Raw genomic sequence first — 25,290 nt, 5'->3', positions numbered from 1 at the left:
CGACCGCGACGGCGGCGCCGGCCGCCCCAACGGCAGCACCGGCCATCGCGCCAGCGCCGAGCTGCGGGCCGCCCGATACCAAGCCCGTCGCAATGCCCGGACCGAAGATGCCCAGGGCCAGCAGTGACAGCGAAGCCAGCATGATGACCAGTGCCTGGTCGATGGAGGGCTCGGAGCCCGGCGGTATCCGGAATTCGGCGAACAGCCCCGAGCCGATGCCCACGATGACGGCAAGCACCAGTACCTTGATGCCTGAGGACACCGCGTTGCCCAAGACCTTCTCGGCGAGGAACGCAGTCTTGTTCCAGAGGGCGAACGGCACCAGCACGAAGCCCGCCAGCGTGGTCAGCTTGAACTCGATCAGCGTGACAAAAAGCTGCACCGCCAGCACGAAGAAGCTGACGATGACCACCAGCCACGCGAGGAACAGCACGACGATGGGCGCGATGTGGATGAAGACCTCTGGGAAGCCCGCCATCTCCCGGATCTGGTCGAGGATGGGCGCCGCCGCGTCGATACCGGCCTTGGCCAGCCGTCCCGGTTGCAGGAAGTTGCCCATGCTCAAGGTCGAGCCGCTGGCCGTCAGGCCCAGTCCGGCAAAAGACCGGAACAGGATGCCCGCCAGGGTGTTGAAGTTGCCGATGATGTAGGCGAAGGCACCGACGTACAGCACCTTGCGGATGAGCTTGGCGATTACGTCCTCGCCCTGGCCGGTGGCATGGCCCATCGCCCAGAACAGCCCGGCGAGCGTCATGTCGATGACGATCAGCGTGGCCGTGAGGAATGCCACCTCGCCGTGCAGCAGGCCGAAGCCCGAGTCGATGTAGCGCGAAAAGGTGTCGAGGAAACGATCAATGACCGATACGTCATTCATGGCCCGGCCTCGTCAGCGGCTGTAGAAATCGACGGGCTGCGGTGTGTACGGCGTGCCTGACCCCAGGAAGCGGCGCGTGACTTCGCGGCCCCGCTCCACGGCGGCGGCCTGCCGCGCCAGCTCCAGCGAGGCCGCGCGGTCCTGCGTGATCTGCAACCGCTGCGTCTGGATCGACTGCTTGGCCTGCAGGGCTAGCAGCTGGTTCATGGCCTGCATCGCCTGGAGAGCGCCCACGGCGGACTGGCTCTTGCCCACGAGGTCGGCCAGCACGCCCTCGTCATCGCTGAGGTTCTGCGACGCCTGGGCCTGCATCTGCATGGTGGTCTGCAGGCCAGTGAGCGTGTTCTTCCAGCGCTCCTGCGCGTCGCGGTACATCTGATTGCCGCTGACGGTGGCGGCGTACTGCTCGGGGTACAGACGCTGGAACATCTGGTCCATGTTCGCCACGTCGTAGGCCATGCCCTTGGCCTGGGCGATGAGCCGCTGGGTGGTCGCTAGGTTGGCGCGCAGCTGGCCCACCACGCTGGACGGCAGGCTGGCCAGGTTGCGCGCCTGGTTGATGAGCATCTGCGCTTCGTTCTGAAGCTGGCGGATCTGGTTGTTGATCTGCTCCAGCGTGCGAACGGCGGTGAGCGTGTTCTGCACCAGATTGGTCGGATCGAACACGATGTCGCCGACGCCGAACAGTGCATGCGCGGGCTGCGCGATGCCGAAGGCGAGCACGCAGGCGGTGGTCAGCGCGGCGAGCTTGTGGGTATGGGTTTTCATGGCAGGTTCTCCTGGGGATGGCTGGGGATGGGGGCGGCACCCGGCGCGGGGCCGGGGAAATCGCGCAGCAGATCGGCCGCCCAATCGAGGCTGCAGTGGCGCAGCCAGGCGGCTGCGAACGGGGTGGAAGCGGAAGGCGTGGAGGTGCTGGCGGCAGCGAGCACCGCGTCGATGTCGCGCTGGTCTTGCGGCGTGGATGCGCCCGCAAAGGCCAGCGTCGCGGTTCCCAGGTCGAGGTCGAACAGGCGATTGCCCAGGCGCGATTGGTAGTAGTAGTCGCGCTTGGGCTGCGCCGTGGCGACGATCTCGATTTGCCGCCTGTTGAGGCCGAAGCCCTCGTAGATGGTGCGAATCTGCGGCTCGGTCGCCTGCGGGTTCGGCAGAAAGATGCGGCTCGCGCAGCTCTCGATGATTGCGGGCGCGATGCTCGAATCCTTGATGTCCGCCAGACTCTGCGTGGCGAAGATGACGCTCACGTTCTTCTTGCGCAGCGTCTTGAGCCATTGGCGGATGCGCGCCGCGAACACCGGGTCATCGAGGAACAGCCACGCTTCATCGAGGATCAGCAGCGTCGGTGCGCCGTCAAAGCGTTCATCGAACCGTGCAAAGAGGTAATGCAGCACGGCCATGACGGCGGCCTTGTTGTGCATCAGCTCTTCCATCTCAAAGCACTGCACGGAGCCGGAGCCCAGTCGATCCGAATCCGCGTCCAGCAGCTTGCCGTGGGCGCCGCCGAGCACATAGGGCGCGAGCGCCTGCCGCAGCGCGTTCGATTGCAACAGTACGGAAAGGCCCGTCATCGTGCGCTGCTCCACCGGAGCTCCGGCCAGGCTTCCCAGCGCCGACCAAATGGCCACCTTCTCCTCGGGGCCGACGGCCACGCCCTCATGCCGCAAACGGCCTTCGATCCATTCAGCCGCCCAGGTGCGGTAGCCCTCGCGGTCGATGCGCGCGAGTGGTTGGAAAGCGATCTCGCCATCCAGCCCAAGGTCGTAGTGCTCGCCGCCCAGGCCCAGGATCGTGGCGCGCATCGAGCGCCCCATGTCGAAGGCGAAGATGCGCGAGCCGCGATAGCGCCGAAACTGCATCGCCAAAGTGGCGAGCAGCACGGACTTGCCCATACCGGTTGGCCCAGCCACCAGCGTGTGGCCCACGTCGCCGATGTGCGTAACCAGCCGGAACGGCGTCGCGCCCTCAGTGCGCGTGACGATCAGCGGCGGGCCGTCGAGATGCGCGTTCTTCTCCGGCCCGGCCCATACCGCCGACACCGGCATCAGGTGCGCCAGGTTCAGCGTCGAGACGATGGGCTCGCGGACGTTGGCGTAGGCATGGCCCGGAATGGACGACAGCCACGCATCCACGGCGTTGAGCGTTTCGGGGATGGTGACGAAGCCACGCCCCTGGATGACGCGCTCCACCCTGCGCAGCTTCTCGTCGGCCACGGCGGCATCCGCGTCCATGACTGTGACGGTCGCCGTCACGTAGCCGAAGGCCACTTGATCGCTGCCCAGCTCTTGCAAGGCGGCATCAGCATCGGTGGCCTTGTTGCTGGCGTCGGTATCGACCAGCGGGCTTTCCTGCTGGAAGATCGTCTCGCGCAGCAGCGCGATCACGTTTTTGCGCTTGGCGAACCACTGGCGGCGTAGGCGGGAAAGCTCTTTTTCCGCATCGGCTTTGTCGAGGCAGAGAAAGCGCGTACTCCAGCGGTACGCAAAGCTGAGACGGTTGAGGTCATCCAGAATCCCCGGCCAAGTCGAAGTCGGAAATCCCCGCACCGTCGCCACGCGCAGGTGCTGGTCGCCCAGCATCGGTGCCAGTCCGCCGATCAGCGCGGAATCGGCCAGCAAGGCATCGAGGTGGAATGGCACCTCTGGCACGCCCACGCGGTAGCGCCGCGTGGAAATAGTCGAGTGCAGGTAGGTCAGCGTCTGGCTGTCATCGAGCCACGCAATCTCCGGCATCACACCATCGAGCAGGTCGAAAATCCGATCCGTCTCCGCGACGAACGCGGTCAGGCGCTCACGCCAGTCCACGCCCTCGGTCGGACGGTTCTCGTACAGCATTCCGACCGCACGGGCGCGGGCCTCCTCGGGCGGTAGATACACCAGCGTGAGGTGATAGCCGCTCTCGAAATGGTTGCCGGAGTCCTCGAAGGCTGCCCGTCGCTCTTCGTCCACCAGCCAGGACAGCGGCTCGGGAAACTCCGAGTGCGGGTAGTTGGCGGCGGGCCGGCGCTCGGCTTCGATGAACAAGGCCCAGCCCGAACCCAGCCTGCGCAGCGCGTTGTTCAACCGTGCTGACGTAGAGATCAGCTCGCCCTGCGTGGCACTGTCGAGGTCTGGCCCCCGAAAGCGCGCCGTGCGCTGGAAGGAGCCATCCTTGTTCAGCACGACGCCCGGAGCGATCAGCCCGGCCCAAGGCAGCCAGTCAGCCAGCAAGGCCGGGCGCTGGCGGTATTCGGCAAGGTTCAGCATGCGATATCTCCCTTTGCCCCTACACGTCCAGCAGCGGCCGGTGCTTGATATGGCGCGCGAAGACTTGCATGAACTGCGGATCGACACGCGCGCCCCAGACCGCCAGCGCATGGCCGGCGATCCAGAGCACCACGCCCGGAATCCACAGTTGCAGGCCCAAGCCCACGGCCGCGGCAAGGTGCCATTGGCAATCGCCACCGTGCGCGGCGCGCCGCCCAGCAGGATCGGCTCGGTCAGCGAGCGGTGCAGTGGCACTTCGAACCCCGGAGCGAACCCCTGCACGCCATCGTGGGCCGCGCTCATACGACAGCCCCGCCCGAGAAGCTGAAGAACGACAGGAAGAACGAGGACGCGGCAAACGCGATCGACAGACCGAAGACGATCTGGATCAGCTTGCGAAAACCGCCCGAGGCATCGCCGAAGGCCAGCGCCAGGCCCGTGGCGATGATGATGATGACCGCGATGATCCGGGCCACCGGACCCTGGATCGACTCCAGGATGGATTGCAGCGGCCCCTCCCAAGGCATCGAGGAACCGGCGGCCTGCGCGGTGCCTGCGAGCAGCAGCGTCAGCGCCGCGAGCATCAGGCCCTGCAGGGCTGGGCGTGCCAAGCCATCCAGCCGCGCGGGACGGCAGCGCAGGGCAAGCGGGTTTGCAGAAATACGGAAAGCAGGAACGATCATCTGCGTCATGGCAGTTCTCCAGGTTGGTCAAGGGACAGGGAAGAAAGGTCGGACTGCGACAGCAGCTCCGGGAATGGAGCCTCCAGCGCATCCGCCAGTTGGTAGCCCGCGCCATCGAAGCCGACGACGCGGGCGATGCTCTCGATGCGGCGCTTGCGTCCGCGCCCGGCGATGTGGATGACCACGTTGACCGCTTCCGCGATCAGCGCACGGGGCGGGTTCTCCGCCACTTCGAGAATCAGTTGCTCCAGGCGCAGCAGCGCGCCCAGCGCGGAGCCGGCGTGGATGGTGGCGATGCCGCCGGGGTGGCCCGTGCCCCATACCTTGATGAGATCCAGCGCCTCGGCACCACGCACTTCGCCAACGATCACGCGATCCGGGCGCAGGCGCATGGAAGAGCGCACCAGCTCGGTCATCGACACCACGCCCTGGCGCGTGCGCAGCGGTACGTGATCGCGCGCCGCGCATTGCAGCTCCACCGTGTCTTCAAGCACCAGCACGCGGTCACCGGTAGCGGCAATCTCGGCGAGCAAGGCATTGGCGAGCGTGGTCTTGCCCGTGCTGGTGCCGCCTGCGATCAGGATGTTCTGGCGCTCGCGCACGGCGCGCACCAGCAGGCCCGCCTGCGCGGCGGTCATCATTCCGTCCTCGATGTAGCGCGACAGTGGGATCACGCCAAAGGCGCGCTTGCGCAAGGCGAAGGCCGGCCCCGGCGCGGCGGGCGGCAGGATGCCCTCGAAGCGTTCGCCCGTCTCGGGCAGCTCTGCCGTCAACAACGGCTGGCCCCGATGAACTTCCGCGCCAACGTGAGCTGCAACGAGGCGGATGATGCGTTCGCCATCGGCCTCGGACAGCTCCACGCCCATCGGCGCGCGGCCCGTGGACAGCCGATCCACCCAGAGCGTGCGGTCGGGGTTGAGCATGATTTCCACCACGTCTGGGTCTTCGAGCGCGGCAGCGATCAGCGGCCCCATGGCCGTGCGCAGCATCTGGATGCGGCGATCCAGCGAGGTGGCCGTGAAGGAGGAAGGAACGGCGCTCATAAGGCACGCTCCTGGGCATCCGCGACGGCCGCAGCGCCCTCCGGTCGCGTCGGATCGGTGTGCAGTTCCTCCACCACATCCCGCACCAGGCTGCGCCCGCGCAGCAAATGCCGTCCGAGCTGTTCGACGAACTGCTCGAAGCGGGCCTTGCCCTGGGCGCGAGCGGCATCCTGATGGGCCTCGGGCACGGGTGTGCTCACCGTGAGGAAATAGCGGATGAACAGCGCCAATGTTTCGATGGCAATGTTCTGGTCGCGCTCCAGGCGCTCGGCGTGGCGCGACAGGCGGTCCAGCCGCTTGGCAATTGCCGCCTCGCGCTGGTCGGCCGCATCGGGCGACAGCCAGGAGGCCAGGGCCGCCGCGACGATGCTGGACTTGGACACGCCCTTCTTGGCGGCCAGTTCATCGAGCCGCTTGCTGTGCTCCGGCTGGATGAACACATTGAGGCGGTGTTGGGTCATAGGTCGATTCCGTCGTCAGGGTCGAGGGAAGCCAGCCGGGCCGTGCGCTGCAGGGCCGGATCGAGCTGGCGAGGAAGGGGATGCGGCATGTCGTCGTCATCGAGCAGCCCGAGGTCGGCTGCGGGCGCAACCAGGTCGGGGTCGTAGGTGACGGCTTCGGAAAGTTCGGGCTGGCGGCGTGGGCCGCTGTCGTCGGCCGAACCCAGGTTCTCCAGCCCATCGGCGGCGTCGGCCGTCGGTGCGACCGGCATGGCGGGAATCGCCAGCCCGCTCCAGTCGTCGGTGCGTTCCGGTGGCACATCGGCATAGCGCCCCTGCATGGACAGGGTTGCAAGCACCGGCGGCGGAAGCACGCGCCGCTTGAAATTGCTGTCCGCGTAGTAGCGCAGCTTCTTGGCCTTGATGGGCGCCACGCTGGACACCATCACCACGGCCTCGTCGGGCGGAAGCTGCATTACCTCGCCCGGCGTGAGCAGCGGACGTGCCGTCTCCTGGCGCGACACCATCAGATGCCCGAGCCATGGCGCGAGCCGGTGGCCGGCGTAGTTGCGCTGCGCGCGCAGCTCGGTCGCGGTGCCCAGCGTTTCGGAGATGCGCTTGGCGGTGCGCTCGTCGTTGGTGGCGAACGTCACCCGGACATGGCAGTTGTCCAGGATCGAATGGTTCTGGCCGTAGGCTTTGTCAATCTGATTGAGCGACTGGGCGATGAGGAAGCTGCGGATACCGTAGCCGGCCATGAAGGCCAGCGCCGTCTCGAAGAAGTCCAGGCGCCCCAACGCAGGGAACTCATCGAGCATCAGCAGCAGCTTGTGGCGGCGCTCGATCCCATCGGAGCCATCGAGCGATTCGGTGAGGCGCCGCCCGATCTGGTTGAGGATCAGGCGAATGAGCGGCTTCGTCCGCGATATGTCCGAAGGCGGCACCACCAGATACAGCGATACCGGATGCTCGGCCGCGATCAGGTCAGCGATGCGCCAGTCGCAGCGTGAGGTGACTTCGGCCACCGTGGGATCGCGGTACAGGCCAAGGAACGACATGGCCGTGGACAGCACGCCGGAGCGTTCGTTGTCGCTCTTGTTGAGGACTTCACGCGCCGCCGATGCGACGACCGGATGCGGCCCATCGCCGAGGTGCGGCGTGGTCATCATCCGGTGCAAGGTCAGCTCGAACGGGCTGGCCGGGTCGGAGAGGAAGTTGGCGACGCCGCGCAGCGTCTTGTCTTCGCCCGCATAGAGCACATGGAGGATGGCGCCGACAAGTAGCGCGTGGCTAGTCTTTTCCCAATGGTTGCGCCGCTCCAGTGCTCCTTCGGGATCGACCAGAATGTCTGCGATGTTCTGCACGTCGCGCACTTCGTGCGCGCCGCGCCTCACCTCCAGCAGTGGGTTGTAGGCCGACGACTTCGCATCGGTCGGGTTGAACAGCAGGCAATGCGAGAAGCGCGAGCGCCAGCCGGCGGTGATGCTCCAGTTCTCGCCCTTGATGTCGTGAATGACGGCCGATGCAGGCCAGCTCAACAAGGTGGGAACCACCAGGCCCACGCCTTTGCCCGAGCGGGTAGGCGCGAAGGTCAGAACATGCTCTGGGCCTTCATGTCGCAGGTACTGCTGGCGATGCTGGCCGAGGAACACGCCCGCAGGCTGGTCAAGCCCCGCCTTGCAAATGTCCTCCGCGTTGGCCCAGCGAGCCGTCCCGTAGGTCGTGACCAGCTTGGACTGGCGCGAGCGCCAGATCGACATGCCGATGGCAACCACCACCGCGATCAGGCCGCTGCCTGCGGCAATGGCACCGCCCACGTCAAAGACATGCGGCGCGTAGGCGTCGAAGAAGAACCACCACTCGAACAGGCGCCAGGGGTGATAGACCGGCGTGCCGAAGAAATCGAACCACGGCGAGCCCAGGCGTAGCTGGTAGCCCAGGGCGGCGGCCGTCCATTGCGTAGCGCTCCATACGCCAGCGATCACGATGCCGAAGACAACGGCAATCTGACCGAACAGCACGTTCGTTCCTTGCATTGGTCAACCTCCCACTACGGCACAGGAACGTGCCGTAGTGCCGAGGATCAAGGCGAGCGTGCAGGTCGGTCAAAGACCGTTGTGGCGGGGATTCAGGCCAAAAGAGCCAGACTTATTGCTGTGGCGAAGACAATAAAAATGCCGCATGCGCGAGCGCGCTGCGGCGTGATGAGGTAACAGTGAGACCTTCGTCGCGGCGCGCGACGGAGGGGTGCCCTATTGAGGCTTCTGCTCCGGCCGATCACCGAAGAAGCGGCGATTCGCGGCCTCGGCGGCACGTCGGCAGAGTTCTTCGCCGGCCTTCGCGCGCTCTTCCTTGCACAGGCGCTGGACTTCCTTGAGACGCTCAGGATGGGCCACGAGGAAGTCCACGGTTTCCGTCGGTTGGGATGGCCCACAGGAGGCTGTCAGTGCAGCGGCCATCAGCAGCGACAGGAATCGGGGCATGGCTTGGGTCCTTTCAGCAGGTGGATCAGGAGTCCTCGGCGGCGCTGGAGCCATCCGCCGAATCAATGGAGTCCACTCGTGCGATGAACCGAGCCAGCATTTCGGAGGGCTCCACGTCACGGTGCAGCAGATACGTGGCCAGCATCTGCGACTTGCCCGCCAAGCGCCGGGCCACAACACCTGGCCCACGGCCGGATGCAATGTGCGCGGCGCCCGCCAAACCAAGTGCCAATCCGGCGGAGACTAAGGTCATCATCACCTCATAGGACGCCACGCGCTGGGCGATCAGTGGCTGTTGCTCGTAGCGCTGCAAAACGCGATCAACTTGGCGTGCATGGCCTTCGCATATCGCCGGATCGCATAGCGCCAGCGGATAGCGCAGCACTTCTTCCAACGGAACGTGCTTGTGGGCCAGCACAGGATGGCGAGCTGGGACCGCCACCATCAGCTCGTCTTCCCACGCAGGCCTGACCACAATGCCGTCGCCCACCTCTTCGGCCATCGAAAAGCCGACGTCATACAGGTCATCGTGCAGACCCTTGATCTGTTGGTCCAACGGCACCTCAAATAACCGAATGTCAATCTCTGGATCTTCCTCTCGGCACCGTGCCAGCAGCGTCGGCATTCGCGAGGGCGTGATGCCATCGGACAAAGCGATGCGCAACTGTCCCTGAAACCCACTGGCGGCGGACTTGACGCCGTCACACGCCTGTTTCAGAGCTTCGAAGATTCGCGGCACCCGCTCCAGGAATGCCATTCCGGCAAAGGTCAGGCGGGTGCTTCGCGTGGTTCGCGTGAACAGTTGCGCCCCGAGCTCTTCCTCTATCTCCTTGATGGTGCGCGACAAAGGGGACTGATCGATGTGCAGCTTTTCCGCTGCGCGGCCAAAGTGAAGTTCTTCGGCCACCGCTATAAAGCAACGCAAATGCCGAAGCTCCATGGTGTATCTCATCCAAGTTAAAAGGCCTTGACGAGTTCCGGCACAGCCGCGAACAGGTCCGCCTCCAGCCCGTAGTCGGCCACGCTGAAGATCGGCGCCTCCGGGTCCTTGTTGATCGCCACGATCACCTTGGAGTCCTTCATCCCCGCCAGGTGCTGGATGGCGCCCGAGATGCCGGCGGCCACGTACAGCTGCGGCGCCACGATCTTGCCCGTCTGCCCCACTTGCAGGTCGTTGGGGGCGTAGCCCGCGTCCACCGCCGCCCGGCTGGCGCCAATGGCCGCGCCCAGCTTGTCGGCCAGCGGGGTCATGACTTCGTCGAACTTTTCCTTGCTCCCCAGCGCCCGGCCGCCCGAGACGATGATCTTGGCGGCGGTGAGTTCGGGGCGGTCGCTCTTGGCGATTTCGCTGCCCACGAAGCTGCTCTTGCCGGCGTCTGCTGCTGCTGCGGTGGTTTCGACGGCGGCCGAGCCTCCGGTGGCGGCGGCGGCGTCGAAGCCGGTGGTGCGCACGGTGATGACTTTGGTGGCGTCGCTGCTTTGCACGGTGGCGATGGCATTGCCGGCGTAGATGGGGCGTTCGAAGGTGTCGGCGCTCACCACCTTGGTGATGTCGCTGATCTGGGCGACGTCGAGCTTGGCGGCCACGCGGGGGGCCACGTTCTTGCCGCCGGCCGTGGCCGGGAACAGGATGTGGCTGTAGTTGCCGGCGATGGCCAGCACCTGGGCGGCCACGTTCTCGGCCAGGCCGTGGGCCAAGCCTGCGGCGTCGGCGTGGATGACCTTGGCGACACCGGCGATCTGGGCGGCGGCTTGTGCGGCAGCGCCGACATTGTGGCCGGCCACCAGCACGTGCACGTCGCCACCGCAAGCGGCTGCAGCCGTCACGGTGTTCAGGGTTGCGCCCTTGATGGATGCGTTGTCGTGTTCAGCAATAACGAGTACCGACATTTAGATCACCTTCGCTTCGTTCTTGAGTTTTTCGACCAGGGCGGCCACGTCAGCCACCTTCACGCCGGCGCCGCGCTTGGCGGGTTCGGTCACCTTCAGGGTCTTCAGGCGCGGGGCGACTTGAACGCCGAGGTCTTCGGGCTTGATGGTGTCCAGCGGCTTTTTCTTGGCCTTCATGATGTTGGGCAAGGTGACGTAGCGCGGTTCGTTCAGACGCAGGTCGGCGGTGATGACCGCGGGCAGCGTGAGGCTAAGGGTTTCCAGGCCGCCGTCCACTTCGCGGGTCACGGCTGCCTTGTCGCCGGCGAGCTCGACCTTGGAGGCGAAGGTGGCTTGCGGTAGACCGGCCAGCGCCGCCAGCATCTGGCCGGTCTGGTTGCAGTCGTCGTCGATGGCCTGCTTGCCCAGGATCACGAGGCCGGGCTGTTCCTTGTCGATCAGGGCCTTGAGCAGCTTAGCCACGGCCAGCGGCTGCAGTTCTTCATTGGTCTCGACTAGGATGCCGCGGTCGGCACCGATGGCCATGGCGGTGCGCAGCGTCTCCTGGCATTGAGACACGCCGCACGAGACGGCGACGATCTCCGTTGCCGCGCCTTTCTCCCTGAGCCGCACAGCCTCTTCGACGGCAATCTCGTCGAAGGGGTTCATGCTCATCTTGACATTGGCGATGTCCACGCCGCTGCCATCGCTCTTGACGCGGACCTTGACGTTGTAGTCAACCACCCGCTTGACGGGAACCAGGATTTTCATGGGAGGGTTTCCTTTCAGGATCATTCAGAGTTGATCGTCCGCCAGGGCCAGCGTGCTGGCGGCGCCGCCCGTGACGATGTCGCGCAGCATCGGCGCCTGCACCAGGACATGCACCGCGTAATGGCTGGCTGTGGCGCGCTTGGTACCGAGAAAGCCCGCATCGCCCGCGCCCGCCGCGAGTTGCGCGGTAGCGGCTTCGGCCATGCGCGCCGACAGCCAGCCGCCGATCACGGTGCCCGCCAGCCGCAGGAAGGGCACGGCGCCGCCGCGCACTGCGCGGTTGACCGTCGTGGGCCAGCAGCCAGTCGACCGCTTCGTCCAGCGCCTGGGCAGCGGCTGCCAACGCGCGGCCGATCTGCGCCAGCACTGCATCGGGCGATTCGACCAACCGGCGCGCATCGCCGTCGATGCGGCCCAGCAGCGCCTTCAGCGTGCGCCCGCCCTCGCGTGCCAGCTTGCGGCCGATCAGGTCGTTGGCCTGGATGCCCGTGGTGCCTTCGTAGATGGTCGTGATGCGCGCGTCGCGCATGTGCTGGGAGGCGCCGGTTTCCTCGACGTAGCCCATGCCGCCATGCACCTGCACGCCGTCGGACGTGATGCCCTGCGCGCTGTCGGTACACCAGCCTTTGACCACCGGTATCAGCAGGCCGACCAGGGCCTGCGCCTGCGCGCGCTCCTGCGCATCGGCGTGGCCCGCGGCGCGGTCCATCTGACCGGCGCAGAAGTAGGCCAGCGCGCGCATGGCCTCGGTGCGGGCCTTCATGTCCATCAGCATGCGCCGCACGTCCGGGTGGCCTGCGATGGCGGTGCTGCCGCTGATCAGCGGCTTGCCCTGCACCCGCTCCAGCGCATAGGCGCGTGCGCGCTGGTAGGCGCGCTCGGAAATGCCCACGCCTTCCAGGCCAACGTTCAGCCGCGCGTGGTTCATCATGGTGAACATGCAGGCCAGCCCCTGGTGCGGCTCGCCGACCAGGTAGCCGATAGCGCCGCCGCTGTCGCCAAAACTCATCGACGCCGTGGGGCTGCCGTGGATGCCCATCTTGTGCTCAATCGACGTGCAGGCCAAGTCGTTGCGTTCGCCCAGGGTGCCATCGTCGTTGACCAGGTACTTCGGGCAAAGGAACAGCGAGATGCCTTTCACCCCCGGTGGCGCATCGGGTAGCGCGCCAGCACCAGGTGCACGATGTTCTCGGCCATGTCGTGCTCGCCCCAGGTGATGAAGATCTTGTTGCCGCTGACGCGGTAGTGGTCGCCCTCGTGTACGGCACGGCTGCGCAGCGCGGCCAGGTCAGAGCCGGCCTGGGGCTCGGTGAGGTTCATGGTGCCCGTCCAGCGGCCCTCGACCATGGGTGCCAGGAAGCGGCGCTGGAGTGCGTCGCTGCCATGGTGCGCAATGGCCTCCACCGCGCCCAGCGTGAGCATCTGGCACAGGCTGAACGCGAGGTTGGACGACTTCCACATCTCCAGCACGGCGGTGGAGACCAGCGTGGGCAGGCCCTGGCCGCCCCATTCGGTGGCAGCGGGCATGCCGTTCCAGCCGTTCTCGCAGAAGCTGGCCCAGGCTTCGCGAAAGCCGTCGGCGGGCGTGACCCGACCATCGTGCCAGCGCGCGCCCTGCACGTCGCCGGGGCGGTTGAGCGGATCCAGCACGCCAGCGGCGTAATTAGCCGCCTCCTGCAGGATGGCCTCGACCAGGTCGGGCGTGGTTTCTTCATGGTCGGGCTGGGCGCAGATCGCGTCCAGGCCGCCGACCTCTTTCATGGCGAACAGCATTTCGCGCAGGGGGGCTATGTAGACAGACACAGCGAATTTCCTTGATGGCTACGATCAGGCGTTTTGCGGCGTCTGTTGCGACGGGCGCAACTCGCGTGCAGCCTCTTGCGGGCCCACCGACGCCGGGCCGCCATGCCTGATGAACGCCAGAGCGATCGAGCCGATGATTCCGAAAGCCCCGATCACCAGGAAGTTCTGCTCCAGCGGCAGCTCAAGCGCAACGATCTGGCCGATTAGCAGCGGCGCCACGATCGCGCCCAGGCGCCCCACGCCGGAGGCCATGCCGATGCCGGTCGAGCGGATGGACATCGGGTAAAACTGCCCGCAGTAGGCATAGGCCACCAATTGCGCGCCGGTGGTGCAGGCGCCGACCGCGCCGATGATCAGATAACGCAGCTCGGTCGAGGTCTGGAACGTCATCAGGTACAGCAGCACGCCGCCCAGCGCATACATCCCCACCAGCACCCACTTGATGTTGAACTTGTCGGCGAGCCACCCGCCTCCCACGGCACCGATGATGGCGCCAACGTTCAGCGCGATCACGAAGCTGAGGGCAGACCCCAGGCTGTAGCCAGCCATAGCCATCAGCTTGGTCAGCCAGCTGCTGAGCGCATAGACCATGAACAGGCCCGAGAAGAAGGCGATCCAGAACAGCACCGTGCTCGGGCCTCGCCCGTCCTGGAACAGCCGGGAGACCGGCGCACCCGCCACGCGGTCGGCGGTGGGCACGACGAACTGGGCGTCCGCCGGGTGCTTGACTCCCGGCTGGAGATTACGGGCCACTTCGGCCAGTTCGCCGTTGCGGCTGCGCGAGATCAGGTAGGTCATTGATTCCGGCACCAGCTTCAGGATGAACGGAATCAGCAGGACCGGCACACCCGCTGCGATGAAAACGACCTGCCAGCCGTACTCGCCGATCAGCTGCTTGCCGAGCACCGCGGCCAGGATGCCGCCCAGTGCGTAGCCCGAAGTCATCAGCGCCGTCATCAGGCTGCGGATCTTCTTGGGCGAGTACTCGACCATCTGTGCCACGATGACCGGCAGCACACCGCCAATCCCCAGGCCCGCGATGAAGCGCACCACGCTGAAGCTGATGGGATCCTTGGTGAATCCGGCGGCCGCGGTGAACACGCTGAACAGCATGACGCCAATGGAGAGGGCCCAGCGCCGACCAATCCGGTCGGACAGCGTGCCCAGAACCATGGCGCCGAACATCATGCCGAACAGGGCCGAACTGGCCATGAAACCGGCAGTCGATGCGTTCACGCCCATCTGCTGCATGATGGACGGCAGGGCGATGCCCATCACGGCGATGTCATAGCCGTCGATGATGAGAATCAACAGGCACCACAGAAGCACCTTGGCATGAAAGCGGTTGAAGCGAGCGTCGTCGGCGAGCTTCTGCATGTCGATTTGGCACACGTGTTTGTCTCCTTTGAGTTAGGCTCTGGATCGTGGGGCGGCGGTCATCGCCGCTCCGCTACATGTCGTCCAGCGCACACAAGGAATCCTAGGTGCCGGTGCTGCGAGCCGCGATGACGAAGCGCCCCGATCGAATGACAAACGGCCCCTTTCTGAGAGCACTGTTCAAGTGCGCCAAGAGGTCAGGCGTCAAGCTGAATATGGTCGCCGCGTGCGGCTGATATTCCAGCACGAAGGGCGCTTCTGCCTGCTGGGAACACCCCGGCAGTGTTGGGTGCCCAGGGGCTCACGCCCCATCGTCGGCGCACGCCTCAACGCCAGACCCTGTACGCCTTCGCCGCCGTCAGCACGCACGATGGCGTGATTGACTCTCTGGTGCTGCCCTGGGCCAACGCTGAGACGATGCAGGTGTTCCTGGCCGAGATGGCGCGACGCCATGCCGTCGAGTTCATCATGATGGTCATGGATCAGGCGGGTTGGCACATCGCGGGTCACTTGGATGTGCCACAGAATATGCGCCTAGAGTTTCTGCCAGCCTTGAGCTGAACCCGGTCGAGCATCTGTGGAAGGTGCCGTGCCAGGATTGGTTTGCCAACACGGTGTTCAAAGAACTGGAGGCCGTACACGACGCGCTGGTGCAAGGACTCATTGCTCTCGAAACACATCAGCAAAGAACCCAGTCAATGACAGGCTTGATTGGGTTACTTCTATATCCTTGAGGGCAAATTAGTGCATCAGGCGAGCCGATAGCGCATTGCGCCGTCTTCGTCTTCTGCAGACACGATTTCCGCACGCTGGTCGAGATAGTTTAGGTGGGCGAGCGTCTCTCCGGTCGCGAGGTTGAGGTGCATTTGCTCCGCAACAATGGACGAACGGTACAGGGCGCGAACCAGGTCGATGACCCTCAGAGGCTGCGCAAGTTGTTGCCTGACGCGGTCGGTGCCTCTGACGGTGCTCGCACGCAGTTGCTCCAACCGTAGGTGCAGGCCATGGAAAGGTTCGTTGTGGGCAGGCAGAATCAGGGCGCTCCCAGGTACGCGTTGCATCAACCGGTCGATGGAATCGAGCCAGCCCTGCAGAGGATTCGCATGCGGCTCGGTGGCGTACACGGAGGTATTGGAACTGATCCTGGGAAGAACCTGATCCCCCGATATCAGCAAATCCAGTTCGCGCGAGTAGAAGCACGCGTGCTCGGGGGAATGTCCTGTGCCGACGATGACTTCCCATTCCTGGTCCCCGATCCGCAACATCTGGCCATCCGTGAGCCGCACAAAGCTGTCAGGCAATGGATGGATCATTTTACCGAAGTCACCGAACCGGGTGCGGTACTCATCCACCTCGGTGTCGCTCCATCCGGCCCTCCGATAGAAGCGAACGCCATCGACTGGCGCTTCCCGCCCCGTATCGGCAAGCATCACCCGACAGCTCAAATACTCGTCTCGTGTCATCCAAAGCGCGCATTCGAAGCGACGTGTCAACCATCCCGCCATGCCCACATGATCCGGGTGCATGTGCGTCGCTATCACACGGGAGATGGGTCGGCCGGCTAGCGGCCCCTGCGGAGCGAGCAAGGCGAGCCACGCGTTCCTGACGTCCACGCTACGAATTCCCGTGTCCACGACCGCCCAACCAGGACCGTCGCTCAATGCCCAGAGGTTGATGTGATCCAGGGAAAACGGCAGCGGCATGCGCAGCCACAGCACACCTGGCTTGATTTCCGTGGCCTGGCCAGGGAGCGGGAGATCCGAGAACGGATACGAGAGTGCCGGGGCTGCGTCGGTCATGATGCTTGGTTTACATTCTGGCAATGCCGCTTCAAATGGCGCACGGCCATCACTCTTATGCTGTGCGAGATCATTTTTAGCTTAGGGTCAGCCCCGACAGGTGGCAATGACGAATGACCTCGATAGGCTGATGGAAAACGTCTGCTTCCTGGCACAGCCTGTCGCTGCGCTGCCGTCGGTGCAACTGCCCCAACGGCGGCAAACAGTCTCTTGAGCGCACGAGAGCCTCGCTCGAGGTAGGCCAGGGCCCCGGCAGCTATGAAGGCACCGATCTTCTCGGTGGCCGGCTACAGCCTCGTGGCCGAGCCGGAATCCGTCGAATGCCTCTATGTAGGGTTCTACCTGCTGCGCGAGCGGGCACGGTAGGCTCCCGGCGCGCTGCCGGTCCAGACCTTGAAGGCGCGCTGGAAGGCGGTGCTGTCGGTGAAGCCCAGGTCGGCGGCGATGGCGACGAGCGAGGCTTCGCTGCTGGTCAGGCGCACGATCGCCATGTCGCGCCGCAACTGGTCCTTTAGCGCCTGGAAGGAAGTGCCCTCGGAGGCCAGGTGCCGTTGCAACGCGCTCACCGACATATGCAGGCGCTGCGCGGTGACGGGCAGGTCGGGCCATTCGGGGTTGGCCAGCTGCAGCACCATGCGGACCCGCGCGCTGGCGCTGCGCTCGTTCAGGTGCGGCCCCACCACGTTGCCCGGCGTGGCGCGCAGAAAGGACTGCAGCGCGTCCCGATCGCGCCGCACCGGCAGTTTGAAGGCGTCGGCGTCGAACCAGGCGGCCGTGCGCGGCTGCCCGAAGCACAGCGAACCGGAAAAGATGCGCCCGTAGCTCATCGCATGGAGCGGCAGCGCAAAATTGAAGTCGAATCGCTGCGGCACCAGCCGGCCGCCGTGCAGCCACAGCAACAAGCGCCAGAACACGCGCAGCAGATGTGCATGAAGGAATTCGGCATGTGCGCCCGGGCCGCCGCGCATCTCCAGCGCGAAGCCCCCCAGCGCGCCCTCGGTCACGGGCACCAGCGTCACGTCGTCCTGCAGCAGGGCGAAGGATTCGCTCAGGCGACGCAGGGCGCATGACAACGAATGGGCAGTGAACGCGCTGCGCACCATTAGCGCGAAGCTGCCCGGGCGCATGGGTCGCTCATGTAGGTAGCCCAGGCACTCGTCGTTCAGGCTGTCCTTGACAGCGATAAATAGCGCGTTGAACTGCTCCACGGTTACGCGCGAATCCTTGAGCTCCAGCAGCGATTCGCTGATGCCGGCGCGCCCCAGCACGCCCTTCAGCCATTCTTGCGTGGCCAGCCCCTTGCCGCGCGCGCCGTCCAGCAGGCCATGCACGGCAAAGATAGGAGCGGTGAAGACGGGTTGCAGCATTGCGTGTGATCGAAGGAGCCAACGCCGGTCGCGCGGGCCAAAAGAAGTTATTTGTCAGTTGATTGAGGCAATCCGCTATCGCCCTTGCAGGGGCCAATTATTACGATTGTCGCATCCCCAAAAACACTTCGGCAGTGGCGCTGTGCGGAACGCCCGGTGCGGGGTCAGAAGCCAACATACAAGGAGACATGCCCATGCTGCCACAGCTGTATCGCCACGCCTGGATGGACCACGAGATCGACGCTTTTCGCGAGCAGGTGCGTCGCTACGTTGCCGCCGAATTCACTCCCCGGCTCGACGAATGGCGCCGCCAGGGCTACATCCCGCGCGAGGTCTGGCGTCCGTTCGGCGGGATGAGCTTTCTGCTGCCCGAGATGCCCGAGACCTATGGTGGTGCCGGCGCCAGCCTCGCCTACCAGCTGGTGGTGCAGGACGAACTGGCCAAGGCCGAGATGCCGGTCAATATCGCGGTGCACACCATCGCTTCGCATTACATCCTGGACTTTGGCACCGAAGCGCAAAAGCAGCGCTGGCTGCCCAAGGTGACGAACGGCGAGATGCTGGCCGCAATCGCGATGACCGAGCCGGGCTGCGGCTCGGATCTGAAGGCCATCTCCACCCGGGCCCGGCGCGACGGCGACTACTACGTGATCGACGGCGCCAAGACCTTCATCACCAACGGCTTCACCGGAAACCTGCTGATCGTCGCGGCGCGCACCAGTGGCGCGGGCAGCAAAGGGGTGTCGCTGTTCGTACTGGAGACCGAGAACCTGCCAGGCTTTCGTGTGGGCCGCCTGCTTGAAAAGATCGGCATGCAGGCCTCGGACACGGCGGAGCTCTTCTTCGACAGCGTGCGCGTTCCAGCCGACCAACTGCTGGGGAGCGTTGAAGGCCAAGGCTTTGGGCAACTGATGGGCGCGCTGCCCTACGAGCGCATGGTCATTGCAGTGCCGGCGGCGGCCGTCATCGACCGGGCGTTGGAGCTCACCATCGAATACACGAAGCAGCGCAAGATATTCGGTGCGCCTCTGTTCGACATGCAGACAACGCGCCAAAAGCTGGCCGAGATGGCGACCATCGCGCATGTGGTGCGCAGCTTCGTCAACGACTGTACACAGAGACTGCTGGACGGCACACTCGACAACGAGGCCGCCTACATGGCCAAGTGGTGGTGCACCGAACAGCAGTGCCGCGTGGTGGACGAGTGTCTCCAATTGTTCGGCGGCTACGGCTACATGGCCGAGTATCCGATCGCGCGGATGTATGCCGCTTCGCGAGTGCAGAAGATCTACGGCGGCGCCAACGAGGTCCTGAAAGACCTGGTTTCGAGGAAGCTGTGAACATGCCGCACACGCTGCAGTTGCCTCTGCACGGCGTCCGTGTGGTAGAGTTTGAGGGCATCGGTCCAGGCCCTCTGGCCGCCAGGATGCTGGTCGACATGGGCGCCGAGGTGATCGCGCTGGCACGGGCCGAGCAGGCTGCTGGGGCGCAGCGGCTGGGCGGGGCGGTGGAGAACCCGCTGCACCGCGGCAAGAAGGTCGAGGTCATCGACCTGAAGTCGCCCGGTGGCAAAGCGCGCGCACTGGAGCTGATTGCCCAGGCCGACGCCCTGATCGAAGGCTTTCGCCCCGGTGTGATGGAACGGCTGGGCTTCGGCCCCGCTGAATGCGCGGCGCGCAATCCACGGCTGGTTTACGGCCGGATGACGGGCTGGGGCCAGGACGGCCCGCTCGCCCAGGCCGCAGGCCACGACCTGAACTACGTCGCGCTGACAGGCCTGCTGTCGCTGTCGGCGCACAGGGGGCAGGCGCCCATCGTGCCGCCCTCGGTACTCGGGGATGGGGCCGGGGCGCTGGGCATGGCCTTCGGCGTCGCCTGCGCGCTGGTCGATGCGCGCGCCACCGGCCACGGCCGGGTCGTGGACGCCGCGATCATTGACATCGTGGCCATGCTGGGCACGCTGGTGCATTGGATTCGCGCCAATGGGCAAATTGACGGCGCGCAGCCGAGCCCGTTTCACGATTCGCCGTTCTATGACGTATACGCTTGCGCTGACGGCGGCTTCATCAGCCTCGCAGCAGTGGAGCCAGCGTTCCACGCGCTTTTGCTGTCGAAGCTGGGCCTTGCTGACGTGAACCCCGCCGAGCAGTACGACGCGGCGACGTGGCCAGCGCTGAAAGAGCGGATCGCAGCCTTTATCCGCAGCCAACCCAGGGCGCACTGGTGCGCGCTGCTCGAAGGCAGCGACGCCTGCTTTGCGCCCGTGCTCAGCCTCGCCGAGGCGGTGCGGCATCCGCATAACGCAGCACGGGGCATTTACCAGATCACCCCATCCGGCGCCATCGAAGCGGCCCCGGCCCCACGGTTCCAGGCACTCGACACAACTACCTAGGAGACAAGCACATGACCGACACCATCCAGCCCACCAAGCCTGTCCGCGGCTGCCCGTCCACCACGGGCAACGAGCGCCAACTGAACACCACAACGCTGATCCGGCACGCTGCGCGCACCCACGGGGACCAGGAGATCGTCTACCGCACACCCGATGGCGGCTGGGATCGCTACACCTATGCCGATTGCTACGCGCGCGTCTGCCGCAGCGCCAATGCACTGCGCGCTCTCGGCGTCGAGCCGGGCGACCGGGTCGGCATCCTGGACTGGAACAGCCGACGCCACTTCGAGCTGTACTGGTCCATTCCCGGCCTGGCCGCGGTCATGCTGCAGATGAACTTGCGCCTGGGCGCCGAGGATCTGGGTTACGTGGTTGGCCACAGCGAGGTGTCCTACGTTTGCGTGGACGAAACATTGCTGCCCATTGCCGAATCCATCGCGGCGAATTCGCCCCAGATCAAGGGCTGGATCGTCATGACCGACAAGCCGCTGGACCAGATCAAGACCACGCTGAAACCGCTGCTGCACTACGAAGACCTGCTGGCCGCCGCCGACACGAAGATCGACTGGCCCGAGATCGACGAAACCTCGGCCTACAGCGCCTGCTACACCACCGGCACCACGGGCAAGCCCAAGGGCGTGTACTACTCGCACCGCGGCATCTACCTGCACTCCACGGCCATGGCCACCAATCTGGGCATGACGCTGGACGACTGCGTCATGCTCATCACGCCCATGTTCCACGGGCAATGCTGGGGCCTGCCGCAGGCCGCCACGCTGCTCGCCGACAAGATCGTGCTGCCGGGCCGCTACGTTGCCGAAGACACCAAGCCGCTGGTCGATGCCATGATCGCCGAGGGCGTGACCATCGCCAATGGCGCACCGGCCATCTTCCAGCCCATGCTGCAGTACATCGAGACGATGCCGGTCAAGCCGGACTTCAGCCGCATGCGCATGCTGTCTGGCGCCACGGAGCCGCCGCTGTCGATGATGATCGGTTTCTACGACCTCACGGGTGCTGAGGTGGTGCACGCCTACGGCGCCACCGAAGCCACGACGCTGGTGACGATGAACCGCCTCAAGTCCACGCTCAAGAAGCGCTTGACCGAGGAAGAGAAGTGGAACCTCAAGCGCAAGCAGGGTCTGGTGCTGACCGGGGTGGATATTCGCATCCTCGATGCCGACGACAAGGACTTGCCGCACGACGGAAAGTCAGCGGGCGAGATTTGCCTGCGCGGCCCCTGGATAACGGCCAGATACCACGACATGCCTGATTCCGCAGACCGTTTCCTGGAAGGCGGATGGTGGCGCTCGGGCGATGTCGGCACGGTGGACGAGAACGGTTACCTCAAAGTTACCGACCGCATCAAGGACGTGATCAAGAGCGGTGGTGAATGGATTTCTTCCATCGACATGGAAAACCTGCTCATGGGCCACCCGGCCGTGCGCGACGCCGCGGTGGTCGGCATTCCCCATGCGAAGTGGCAGGAACGGCCGCTGGCCCTGGTGGTGCTGAGGCCCGGCCAGCAGGCGACTCAGGAGCAATTGCAGGAACACCTGACCAGCGCCTTCGCCAAGTGGCAGTTGCCAGATCAGGTCCTGTTCGTCGAAGCCATCCCCAAGACCAGCGTCGGCAAGCTCGACAAGAAGCGCATCCGCGCCGAGCATGCGGGCCGCTACGCCGAGTGAGCCAACCTTTTTGCACCAGGAGAAGAACATGAATGACCATGAACCCGTCATCGTCGGTGCGTTGCGCACCCCCGTGGGCAAGCGCGGCGGGCGCCTGCAGAAATGGCACCCCGTCGATCTGCTGGGCGAGACGCTGCGCCAGCTGGTCGAGCGCTCCGGCATCAACCCCGCCGATCTGGACGATGTGATCGTCGGCTGCGTGCTGCAATGGGACCAACAGCACGGCAACCTGGGCCGTCATGCCGTATTGGCGGCGGGGCTGCCCGAATCCGTCCCGGCGGTGACGGTTGACCGGCAATGCGGCTCCGGCCAGCAGGCGGTGAGCTTTGCCGTGCATGGCATCCAGGCGGGCGCTTACCAACTGGTCATCGGCGCCGGGGTGGAATCGATGTCGCAGGCCCCCATGCCGCCGTCATTCAAACCCGGCGCGCCGCTGGGCTCGCAATACAGCCCGCGCGAACTGGCGCGCTACCAGGACAACCCGCTGCTGGCGCAAGGCGCTTCGTCGGAGTTGATGAACAAGCGCTTCGGCCTCACGCGCGAGGCCCTGGACGCTTTCGCCGTGCGCAGCCATCGGCGCGCCACCGAGGCTTTGCAGGCTGGCCGAGTCCAAGACCAACTGGTGCGACTGAACGAAGACCCAGCCGACCCAGACAGCCCGCTCGTCACTGCCGACGAAGGCGTGCGTGCCGACCCGAACCCCGAGAAGATGGCCACGCTCAAGCCCGTGTTTGCCGCCGACGGTGCCACCACGGCCGCCAACTCGTCGCAGATCAGCGATGGCGCCGCCGCGCTGCTGATCGCCAGCCGCGCCTATGCCAAGCAGCATGGCCTGAAGCCGCGCGCGCGCTTCGTCAGCACCGCCGTGGCGGCAGCCGACCCGGTGATCCAGTTCACCGCTGTTCTCGATGCCACCCGCAAGGCGCTGACGGAATCGGGTCTGACCCCGGCCGACATTGACCTGTTTGAAGTCAACGAGGCCTTTGGCGGCGTGCCGCTGATGTTCCAGCAGGAATTCGGCATTCCGGACGATCGCCTCAACGTCAACGGCGGCTCGATAGCCATCGGCCATCCGCTGGGCTCTACCGGCGCGCGCATGCTCACTGACCTGCTGTGCGAGCTGGAGCGCCGGGGCGGCCGCTATGGCCTGCAGACGATTTGCGAGGCCTCGGGCACGGCCAACACCACCATCATCGAGCGGCTTGGATGAGCGGGGCCACCATGAGCGAAGCCAGCGAAGTGCTCGTCAGCCGCGATGGCGCCATCGCCACCTTGACCATCAACCGCCCGCGCGCGAAGAACAGCTTGAACCGCGCGGTATTCGATGGCCTGCGTGCGCAGCTTGTGCAACTGCGCGACGACGATACCGTGCGCGCGGTCATCATCACCGGCGCCGAGGGCGTGTTCTGCGCCGGGGCCGACATCACGGCCTTCGATGCGCTGCGCGCCGAGCCACTGCTGGGCGATCGTGCGGCAGCAGGCGGCCACTTTTGGTCGGAACTGGAGCGCTTCCCCAAGCCCGTCATCGCAGCGGTGGAAAAGCTCGCGCTGGGCGGCGGCACAGAATTAGCGCTGGCCTGCGACATCGCGATCGCTGGCGAGTCTGCCAATTTTGGTGTGCCGGAAGTCAAGCTGGGCGCCATTCCGGGTGCCGGGGGCACGCAGCGCCTGATCCACGCTATCGGTAAGTCCAAGGCCATGGCCCTGTTGCTGACCGGCGATTTCATCGACGCCCGCAAGGCTTGCGATGCAGGCATGGTCGCCGAAGTGACGGCTGATGGCCAGGCCCTGCCGACGGCGTTGGCGATGGCCAACCGGATTGCAGCCAATTCGCCGCTGGCCGTGGCGCTGGCGAAAGATGCGGCACTGGCCAGCTTTGAGACTCCGCTCGCGCAAGGCCTGGAGCATGAGAAGCGCAATTTCCTCGTCGCTTTGCGTTCGGCCGACAACCTGGAAGGGCAAGCGGCATTCCTAGGCAAGCGCACACCCAACTTTACCGGCCAATAACGCCTGTTTCTCACCCATCGAGGAAAAACCATGCAACTGAACTCCGACATCTCTGCCGTCATCACCGGGGGCGCTTCCGGCCTGGGAGCCGCCACGGCCCGGCGTTTGGCCAGCCATGGCGTCAAAGTCGCCATCTTCGACATGAACGAAACCGTCGGCCAGGCGTTGGCTAGCGAACTCGGCGGCGTTTACTGCAATGTGGACGTGATGTCCGAGGAGCAGGTGGACGCCGCCTTCGCCAAGGCCCGCGCGGCCATTGGGCAGGAACGCATTCTGGTCAACTGCGCCGGCACTGCCGATGCCGTCAAGACTGTCAGCCGCGACAAGAAAACCGGCGAAATCCGCCCATGCGCGGCAGATCGTTTCAATCGCATCATTCAGATCAACCTGGTGGGCACCTTCCGCTGCATCGCCAAGTCAGCTGCGGGCATGTTGACGCTCGCGCCGCTGGCCGATGGCGACCGCGGCGCCATCGTCAACACTGCTTCGGCCGCCGCGCAGGACGGCCAGGTCGGCCAGGCCAGCTATGCGGCCAGCAAGGCAGCCATCGTGGGCATGACCCTGCCAATCGCGCGCGACATGATGGACGAAGGGATCCGGATCAACACCATCATGCCGGGGATCTTCGGTACACCGTTGCTGCTGGGTCTGCCGGACAACGTCAAACAGGCGCTGGCGGCCAGCGTGCCCTTCCCCAAGCGTTTAGGCGACCCCGATGAATTCGCGCAGGCCGTCGAGTTTCTCGTTACTTGCGGCTACATGAATGCCGAGTCCATTCGTGTGGATGGTGCCATTCGCATGGCGCCGCGCTGACGCTGACGCTGACGCTGAAATTTTGATCAATCAGGGAACGTCAGCATGCCTGGAAATCCGGTAATTCTCGAAAAGAATGGTGCCGTCGCGACCATAACACTCAACTCGCCAAAAAAATGAATGCGTTGAGCACGTCGGTCGTAAACGTGCTCGCTGGTGTCATTGCAGATGTCGAACGCGATGGCTCGATCCGAGCTTTGCTGCTGCGCGGCGAGGGCCGGATGTTCAGTTGCGGAGGCGACATCGAAGAAATGGTGGCCGCAGGCGATGCGTTGTCTACCTTGGTCGATGACGAACTGAGAGTGGCCGAAAGCATGATTCCTCAATTCGCCAGCCTGCCGTTCCCGGTAGTCTGCGCCGTACAAGGCGCGGTAGCCGGAGGCGGTCTCGGGCTTGCCTTGGCCTTCTGACTACCTGATTGCCGCAAGTGGGACGAAGTTTGTGGCGGCCCATACCGGCCTCGGATACGCGGGGGATTTCGGCATCAGCTGGCTACTTCCACGCGCAGTGGGTGGACGACGTGTTGATTTCCACGCAGAACTGACCCGCAATTTCCATCTCAAACTGACCCACCCTTTGGCTTGAGCCGTAAGGCTCAAGATGTGGATAAGGTTTTGTTTCTCTCCTTCTTTGTGGACG

Annotated in this window: 22 protein-coding genes and 2 pseudogenes; 8 read left to right on the top strand and 16 right to left on the bottom strand. The window is 65.1% G+C overall.

The features are described from left to right. From trbL to SJH88_RS12625, 14 genes and pseudogenes are all read right to left on the bottom strand, one after another. The coding region (gene trbL / locus SJH88_RS12690) for a P-type conjugative transfer protein TrbL (protein WP_274754690.1) at positions 1-874 on the bottom strand (874 nt) is incomplete at its 3' end. A 12-nt stretch (positions 875-886) separates the two neighbouring features. Beyond that, the gene (trbJ, locus tag SJH88_RS12685; RefSeq protein ID WP_154163160.1) at positions 887-1,642 is read right to left on the bottom strand and encodes a P-type conjugative transfer protein TrbJ; all 756 of its coding nucleotides are present in this window, start codon (positions 1,640-1,642) and stop codon (positions 887-889) included. After that, entirely contained in the window at positions 1,639-4,116 is a 2,478-nt protein-coding gene (gene trbE / locus SJH88_RS12680; RefSeq protein WP_154163159.1) for a conjugal transfer protein TrbE, read from the bottom strand. Before trbE ends, trbJ begins: the two co-directional genes overlap by 4 nt. Before the next feature lie 19 nt (positions 4,117-4,135). Then, positions 4,136-4,419: pseudogene (locus tag SJH88_RS12675) on the bottom strand (VirB3 family type IV secretion system protein). After that, entirely contained in the window at positions 4,416-4,808 is a 393-nt protein-coding gene (locus SJH88_RS12670; RefSeq protein WP_154163157.1) for a TrbC/VirB2 family type IV secretion system protein, read from the bottom strand. Before SJH88_RS12670 ends, SJH88_RS12675 begins: the two are co-directional and overlap by 4 nt. Continuing rightward, entirely contained in the window at positions 4,805-5,842 is a 1,038-nt protein-coding gene (gene trbB, locus SJH88_RS12665) for a P-type conjugative transfer ATPase TrbB (RefSeq protein ID WP_027015133.1), read from the bottom strand. The genes SJH88_RS12670 and trbB overlap by 4 nt, the downstream gene beginning before the upstream one ends. After that, on the bottom strand, positions 5,839-6,303 hold the full coding sequence (locus tag SJH88_RS12660) for a CopG family transcriptional regulator (RefSeq protein ID WP_012436232.1): 465 nt from the start codon (positions 6,301-6,303) through the stop codon (positions 5,839-5,841). Before SJH88_RS12660 ends, trbB begins: the two co-directional genes overlap by 4 nt. Next, positions 6,300-8,318 (bottom strand): conjugal transfer protein TraG, encoded by a 2,019-nt coding sequence (locus tag SJH88_RS12655; RefSeq protein ID WP_154163156.1) that lies wholly within the window; start codon positions 8,316-8,318, stop codon positions 6,300-6,302. Before SJH88_RS12655 ends, SJH88_RS12660 begins: the two co-directional genes overlap by 4 nt. 216 nt (positions 8,319-8,534) lie before the next feature. Next, the gene (locus tag SJH88_RS12650; RefSeq protein ID WP_027015135.1) at positions 8,535-8,765 is read right to left on the bottom strand and encodes an EexN family lipoprotein; all 231 of its coding nucleotides are present in this window, start codon (positions 8,763-8,765) and stop codon (positions 8,535-8,537) included. A 25-nt stretch (positions 8,766-8,790) separates the two neighbouring features. Then, positions 8,791-9,705, bottom strand: coding sequence for a LysR family transcriptional regulator (locus SJH88_RS12645; protein WP_027015136.1), 915 nt, complete (start codon positions 9,703-9,705; stop codon positions 8,791-8,793). Between the two features lie 17 nt (positions 9,706-9,722). Next, positions 9,723-10,655, bottom strand: coding sequence for an electron transfer flavoprotein subunit alpha/FixB family protein (locus SJH88_RS12640; RefSeq protein WP_154163155.1), 933 nt, complete (start codon positions 10,653-10,655; stop codon positions 9,723-9,725). Next, positions 10,656-11,405: an electron transfer flavoprotein subunit beta/FixA family protein gene (locus SJH88_RS12635; protein ID WP_015014594.1), complete on the bottom strand. Its 750-nt coding sequence runs from the start codon at positions 11,403-11,405 to the stop codon at positions 10,656-10,658. A 24-nt stretch (positions 11,406-11,429) separates the two neighbouring features. Then, a pseudogene (locus SJH88_RS12630) lies at positions 11,430-13,208 on the bottom strand (acyl-CoA dehydrogenase). Between the two features lie 24 nt (positions 13,209-13,232). After that, entirely contained in the window at positions 13,233-14,600 is a 1,368-nt protein-coding gene (locus SJH88_RS12625) for an MFS transporter (RefSeq protein WP_274754689.1), read from the bottom strand. A 360-nt stretch (positions 14,601-14,960) separates the two neighbouring features. Between SJH88_RS12625 and SJH88_RS12620 the strand changes: the two genes are divergently transcribed. After that, entirely contained in the window at positions 14,961-15,146 is a 186-nt protein-coding gene (locus tag SJH88_RS12620; RefSeq protein ID WP_274754688.1) for a hypothetical protein, read from the top strand. A gap of 188 nt (positions 15,147-15,334) precedes the next feature. Here SJH88_RS12620 and SJH88_RS12615 read toward each other — a convergent pair whose 3' ends face one another. Then, on the bottom strand, positions 15,335-16,384 hold the full coding sequence (locus SJH88_RS12615) for an MBL fold metallo-hydrolase (RefSeq protein WP_274754687.1): 1,050 nt from the start codon (positions 16,382-16,384) through the stop codon (positions 15,335-15,337). A 338-nt stretch (positions 16,385-16,722) separates the two neighbouring features. Continuing rightward, entirely contained in the window at positions 16,723-17,751 is a 1,029-nt protein-coding gene (locus tag SJH88_RS12610) for an AraC family transcriptional regulator (RefSeq protein WP_274754686.1), read from the bottom strand. A gap of 194 nt (positions 17,752-17,945) precedes the next feature. Between SJH88_RS12610 and SJH88_RS12605 the strand changes: the two genes are divergently transcribed. The 7 genes from SJH88_RS12605 (at position 17,946) to SJH88_RS12575 (ending at position 25,061) form a co-directional block, all read left to right on the top strand. Next, positions 17,946-19,091 carry an acyl-CoA dehydrogenase family protein gene (locus SJH88_RS12605; RefSeq protein ID WP_012436220.1) on the top strand — a complete coding sequence of 382 codons (1,146 nt, stop codon included), beginning with the start codon at positions 17,946-17,948 and terminating at the stop codon, positions 19,089-19,091. Positions 19,092-19,093: 2 nt separating this feature from the next. After that, positions 19,094-20,143, top strand: coding sequence for a CaiB/BaiF CoA transferase family protein (locus tag SJH88_RS12600; RefSeq protein WP_046988443.1), 1,050 nt, complete (start codon positions 19,094-19,096; stop codon positions 20,141-20,143). An 11-nt stretch (positions 20,144-20,154) separates the two neighbouring features. Continuing rightward, complete coding sequence (locus tag SJH88_RS12595) at positions 20,155-21,831, top strand: long-chain fatty acid--CoA ligase (RefSeq protein WP_046988442.1); 1,677 nt, start codon at positions 20,155-20,157, stop codon at positions 21,829-21,831. A gap of 28 nt (positions 21,832-21,859) precedes the next feature. Next, the gene (locus tag SJH88_RS12590; protein WP_274754685.1) at positions 21,860-23,041 is read left to right on the top strand and encodes a thiolase family protein; all 1,182 of its coding nucleotides are present in this window, start codon (positions 21,860-21,862) and stop codon (positions 23,039-23,041) included. Positions 23,042-23,052: 11 nt separating this feature from the next. Continuing rightward, complete coding sequence (locus SJH88_RS12585) at positions 23,053-23,838, top strand: enoyl-CoA hydratase/isomerase family protein (protein WP_027015145.1); 786 nt, start codon at positions 23,053-23,055, stop codon at positions 23,836-23,838. A gap of 30 nt (positions 23,839-23,868) precedes the next feature. Next, a complete protein-coding gene (locus tag SJH88_RS12580; protein WP_015014604.1) occupies positions 23,869-24,651 on the top strand; it encodes an SDR family NAD(P)-dependent oxidoreductase in 783 nt (260 codons plus the stop codon). Positions 24,652-24,767: 116 nt separating this feature from the next. Beyond that, entirely contained in the window at positions 24,768-25,061 is a 294-nt protein-coding gene (locus SJH88_RS12575) for an enoyl-CoA hydratase/isomerase family protein (protein ID WP_255446752.1), read from the top strand. Positions 25,062-25,290: the final 229 nt, after the last annotated feature.

It is taken from the genome of Comamonas sp. GCA5, from assembly GCF_036541385.1.
Taxonomy (GTDB): domain Bacteria; phylum Pseudomonadota; class Gammaproteobacteria; order Burkholderiales; family Burkholderiaceae_C; genus Comamonas; species Comamonas aquatica.
Note: the sequence above shows the minus strand (reverse complement) of the source record. Positions and strands in the feature narration are given on the sequence as shown.

Coding starts and splice junctions, on each gene's coding strand:
- SJH88_RS12580 (WP_015014604.1), top strand. CDS start 23,869: ATGCAACTGAACTCCGACATCTCTGCCGTCATCACCGGGGGCGCTTCC.
- trbB (WP_027015133.1), bottom strand. CDS start 5,842: ATGAGCGCCGTTCCTTCCTCCTTCACGGCCACCTCGCTGGATCGCCGC.
- SJH88_RS12635 (WP_015014594.1), bottom strand. CDS start 11,405: ATGAAAATCCTGGTTCCCGTCAAGCGGGTGGTTGACTACAACGTCAAG.
- SJH88_RS12645 (WP_027015136.1), bottom strand. CDS start 9,705: ATGGAGCTTCGGCATTTGCGTTGCTTTATAGCGGTGGCCGAAGAACTT.
- SJH88_RS12595 (WP_046988442.1), top strand. CDS start 20,155: ATGACCGACACCATCCAGCCCACCAAGCCTGTCCGCGGCTGCCCGTCC.
- SJH88_RS12650 (WP_027015135.1), bottom strand. CDS start 8,765: ATGCCCCGATTCCTGTCGCTGCTGATGGCCGCTGCACTGACAGCCTCC.
- trbE (WP_154163159.1), bottom strand. CDS start 4,116: ATGCTGAACCTTGCCGAATACCGCCAGCGCCCGGCCTTGCTGGCTGAC.
- SJH88_RS12655 (WP_154163156.1), bottom strand. CDS start 8,318: ATGCAAGGAACGAACGTGCTGTTCGGTCAGATTGCCGTTGTCTTCGGC.
- SJH88_RS12660 (WP_012436232.1), bottom strand. CDS start 6,303: ATGACCCAACACCGCCTCAATGTGTTCATCCAGCCGGAGCACAGCAAG.
- SJH88_RS12590 (WP_274754685.1), top strand. CDS start 21,860: ATGAATGACCATGAACCCGTCATCGTCGGTGCGTTGCGCACCCCCGTG.
- trbJ (WP_154163160.1), bottom strand. CDS start 1,642: ATGAAAACCCATACCCACAAGCTCGCCGCGCTGACCACCGCCTGCGTG.
- SJH88_RS12640 (WP_154163155.1), bottom strand. CDS start 10,655: ATGTCGGTACTCGTTATTGCTGAACACGACAACGCATCCATCAAGGGC.
- SJH88_RS12575 (WP_255446752.1), top strand. CDS start 24,768: ATGAATGCGTTGAGCACGTCGGTCGTAAACGTGCTCGCTGGTGTCATT.
- SJH88_RS12605 (WP_012436220.1), top strand. CDS start 17,946: ATGCTGCCACAGCTGTATCGCCACGCCTGGATGGACCACGAGATCGAC.
- SJH88_RS12600 (WP_046988443.1), top strand. CDS start 19,094: ATGCCGCACACGCTGCAGTTGCCTCTGCACGGCGTCCGTGTGGTAGAG.
- SJH88_RS12670 (WP_154163157.1), bottom strand. CDS start 4,808: ATGACGCAGATGATCGTTCCTGCTTTCCGTATTTCTGCAAACCCGCTT.
- SJH88_RS12585 (WP_027015145.1), top strand. CDS start 23,053: ATGAGCGAAGCCAGCGAAGTGCTCGTCAGCCGCGATGGCGCCATCGCC.
- SJH88_RS12615 (WP_274754687.1), bottom strand. CDS start 16,384: ATGACCGACGCAGCCCCGGCACTCTCGTATCCGTTCTCGGATCTCCCG.
- SJH88_RS12610 (WP_274754686.1), bottom strand. CDS start 17,751: ATGCTGCAACCCGTCTTCACCGCTCCTATCTTTGCCGTGCATGGCCTG.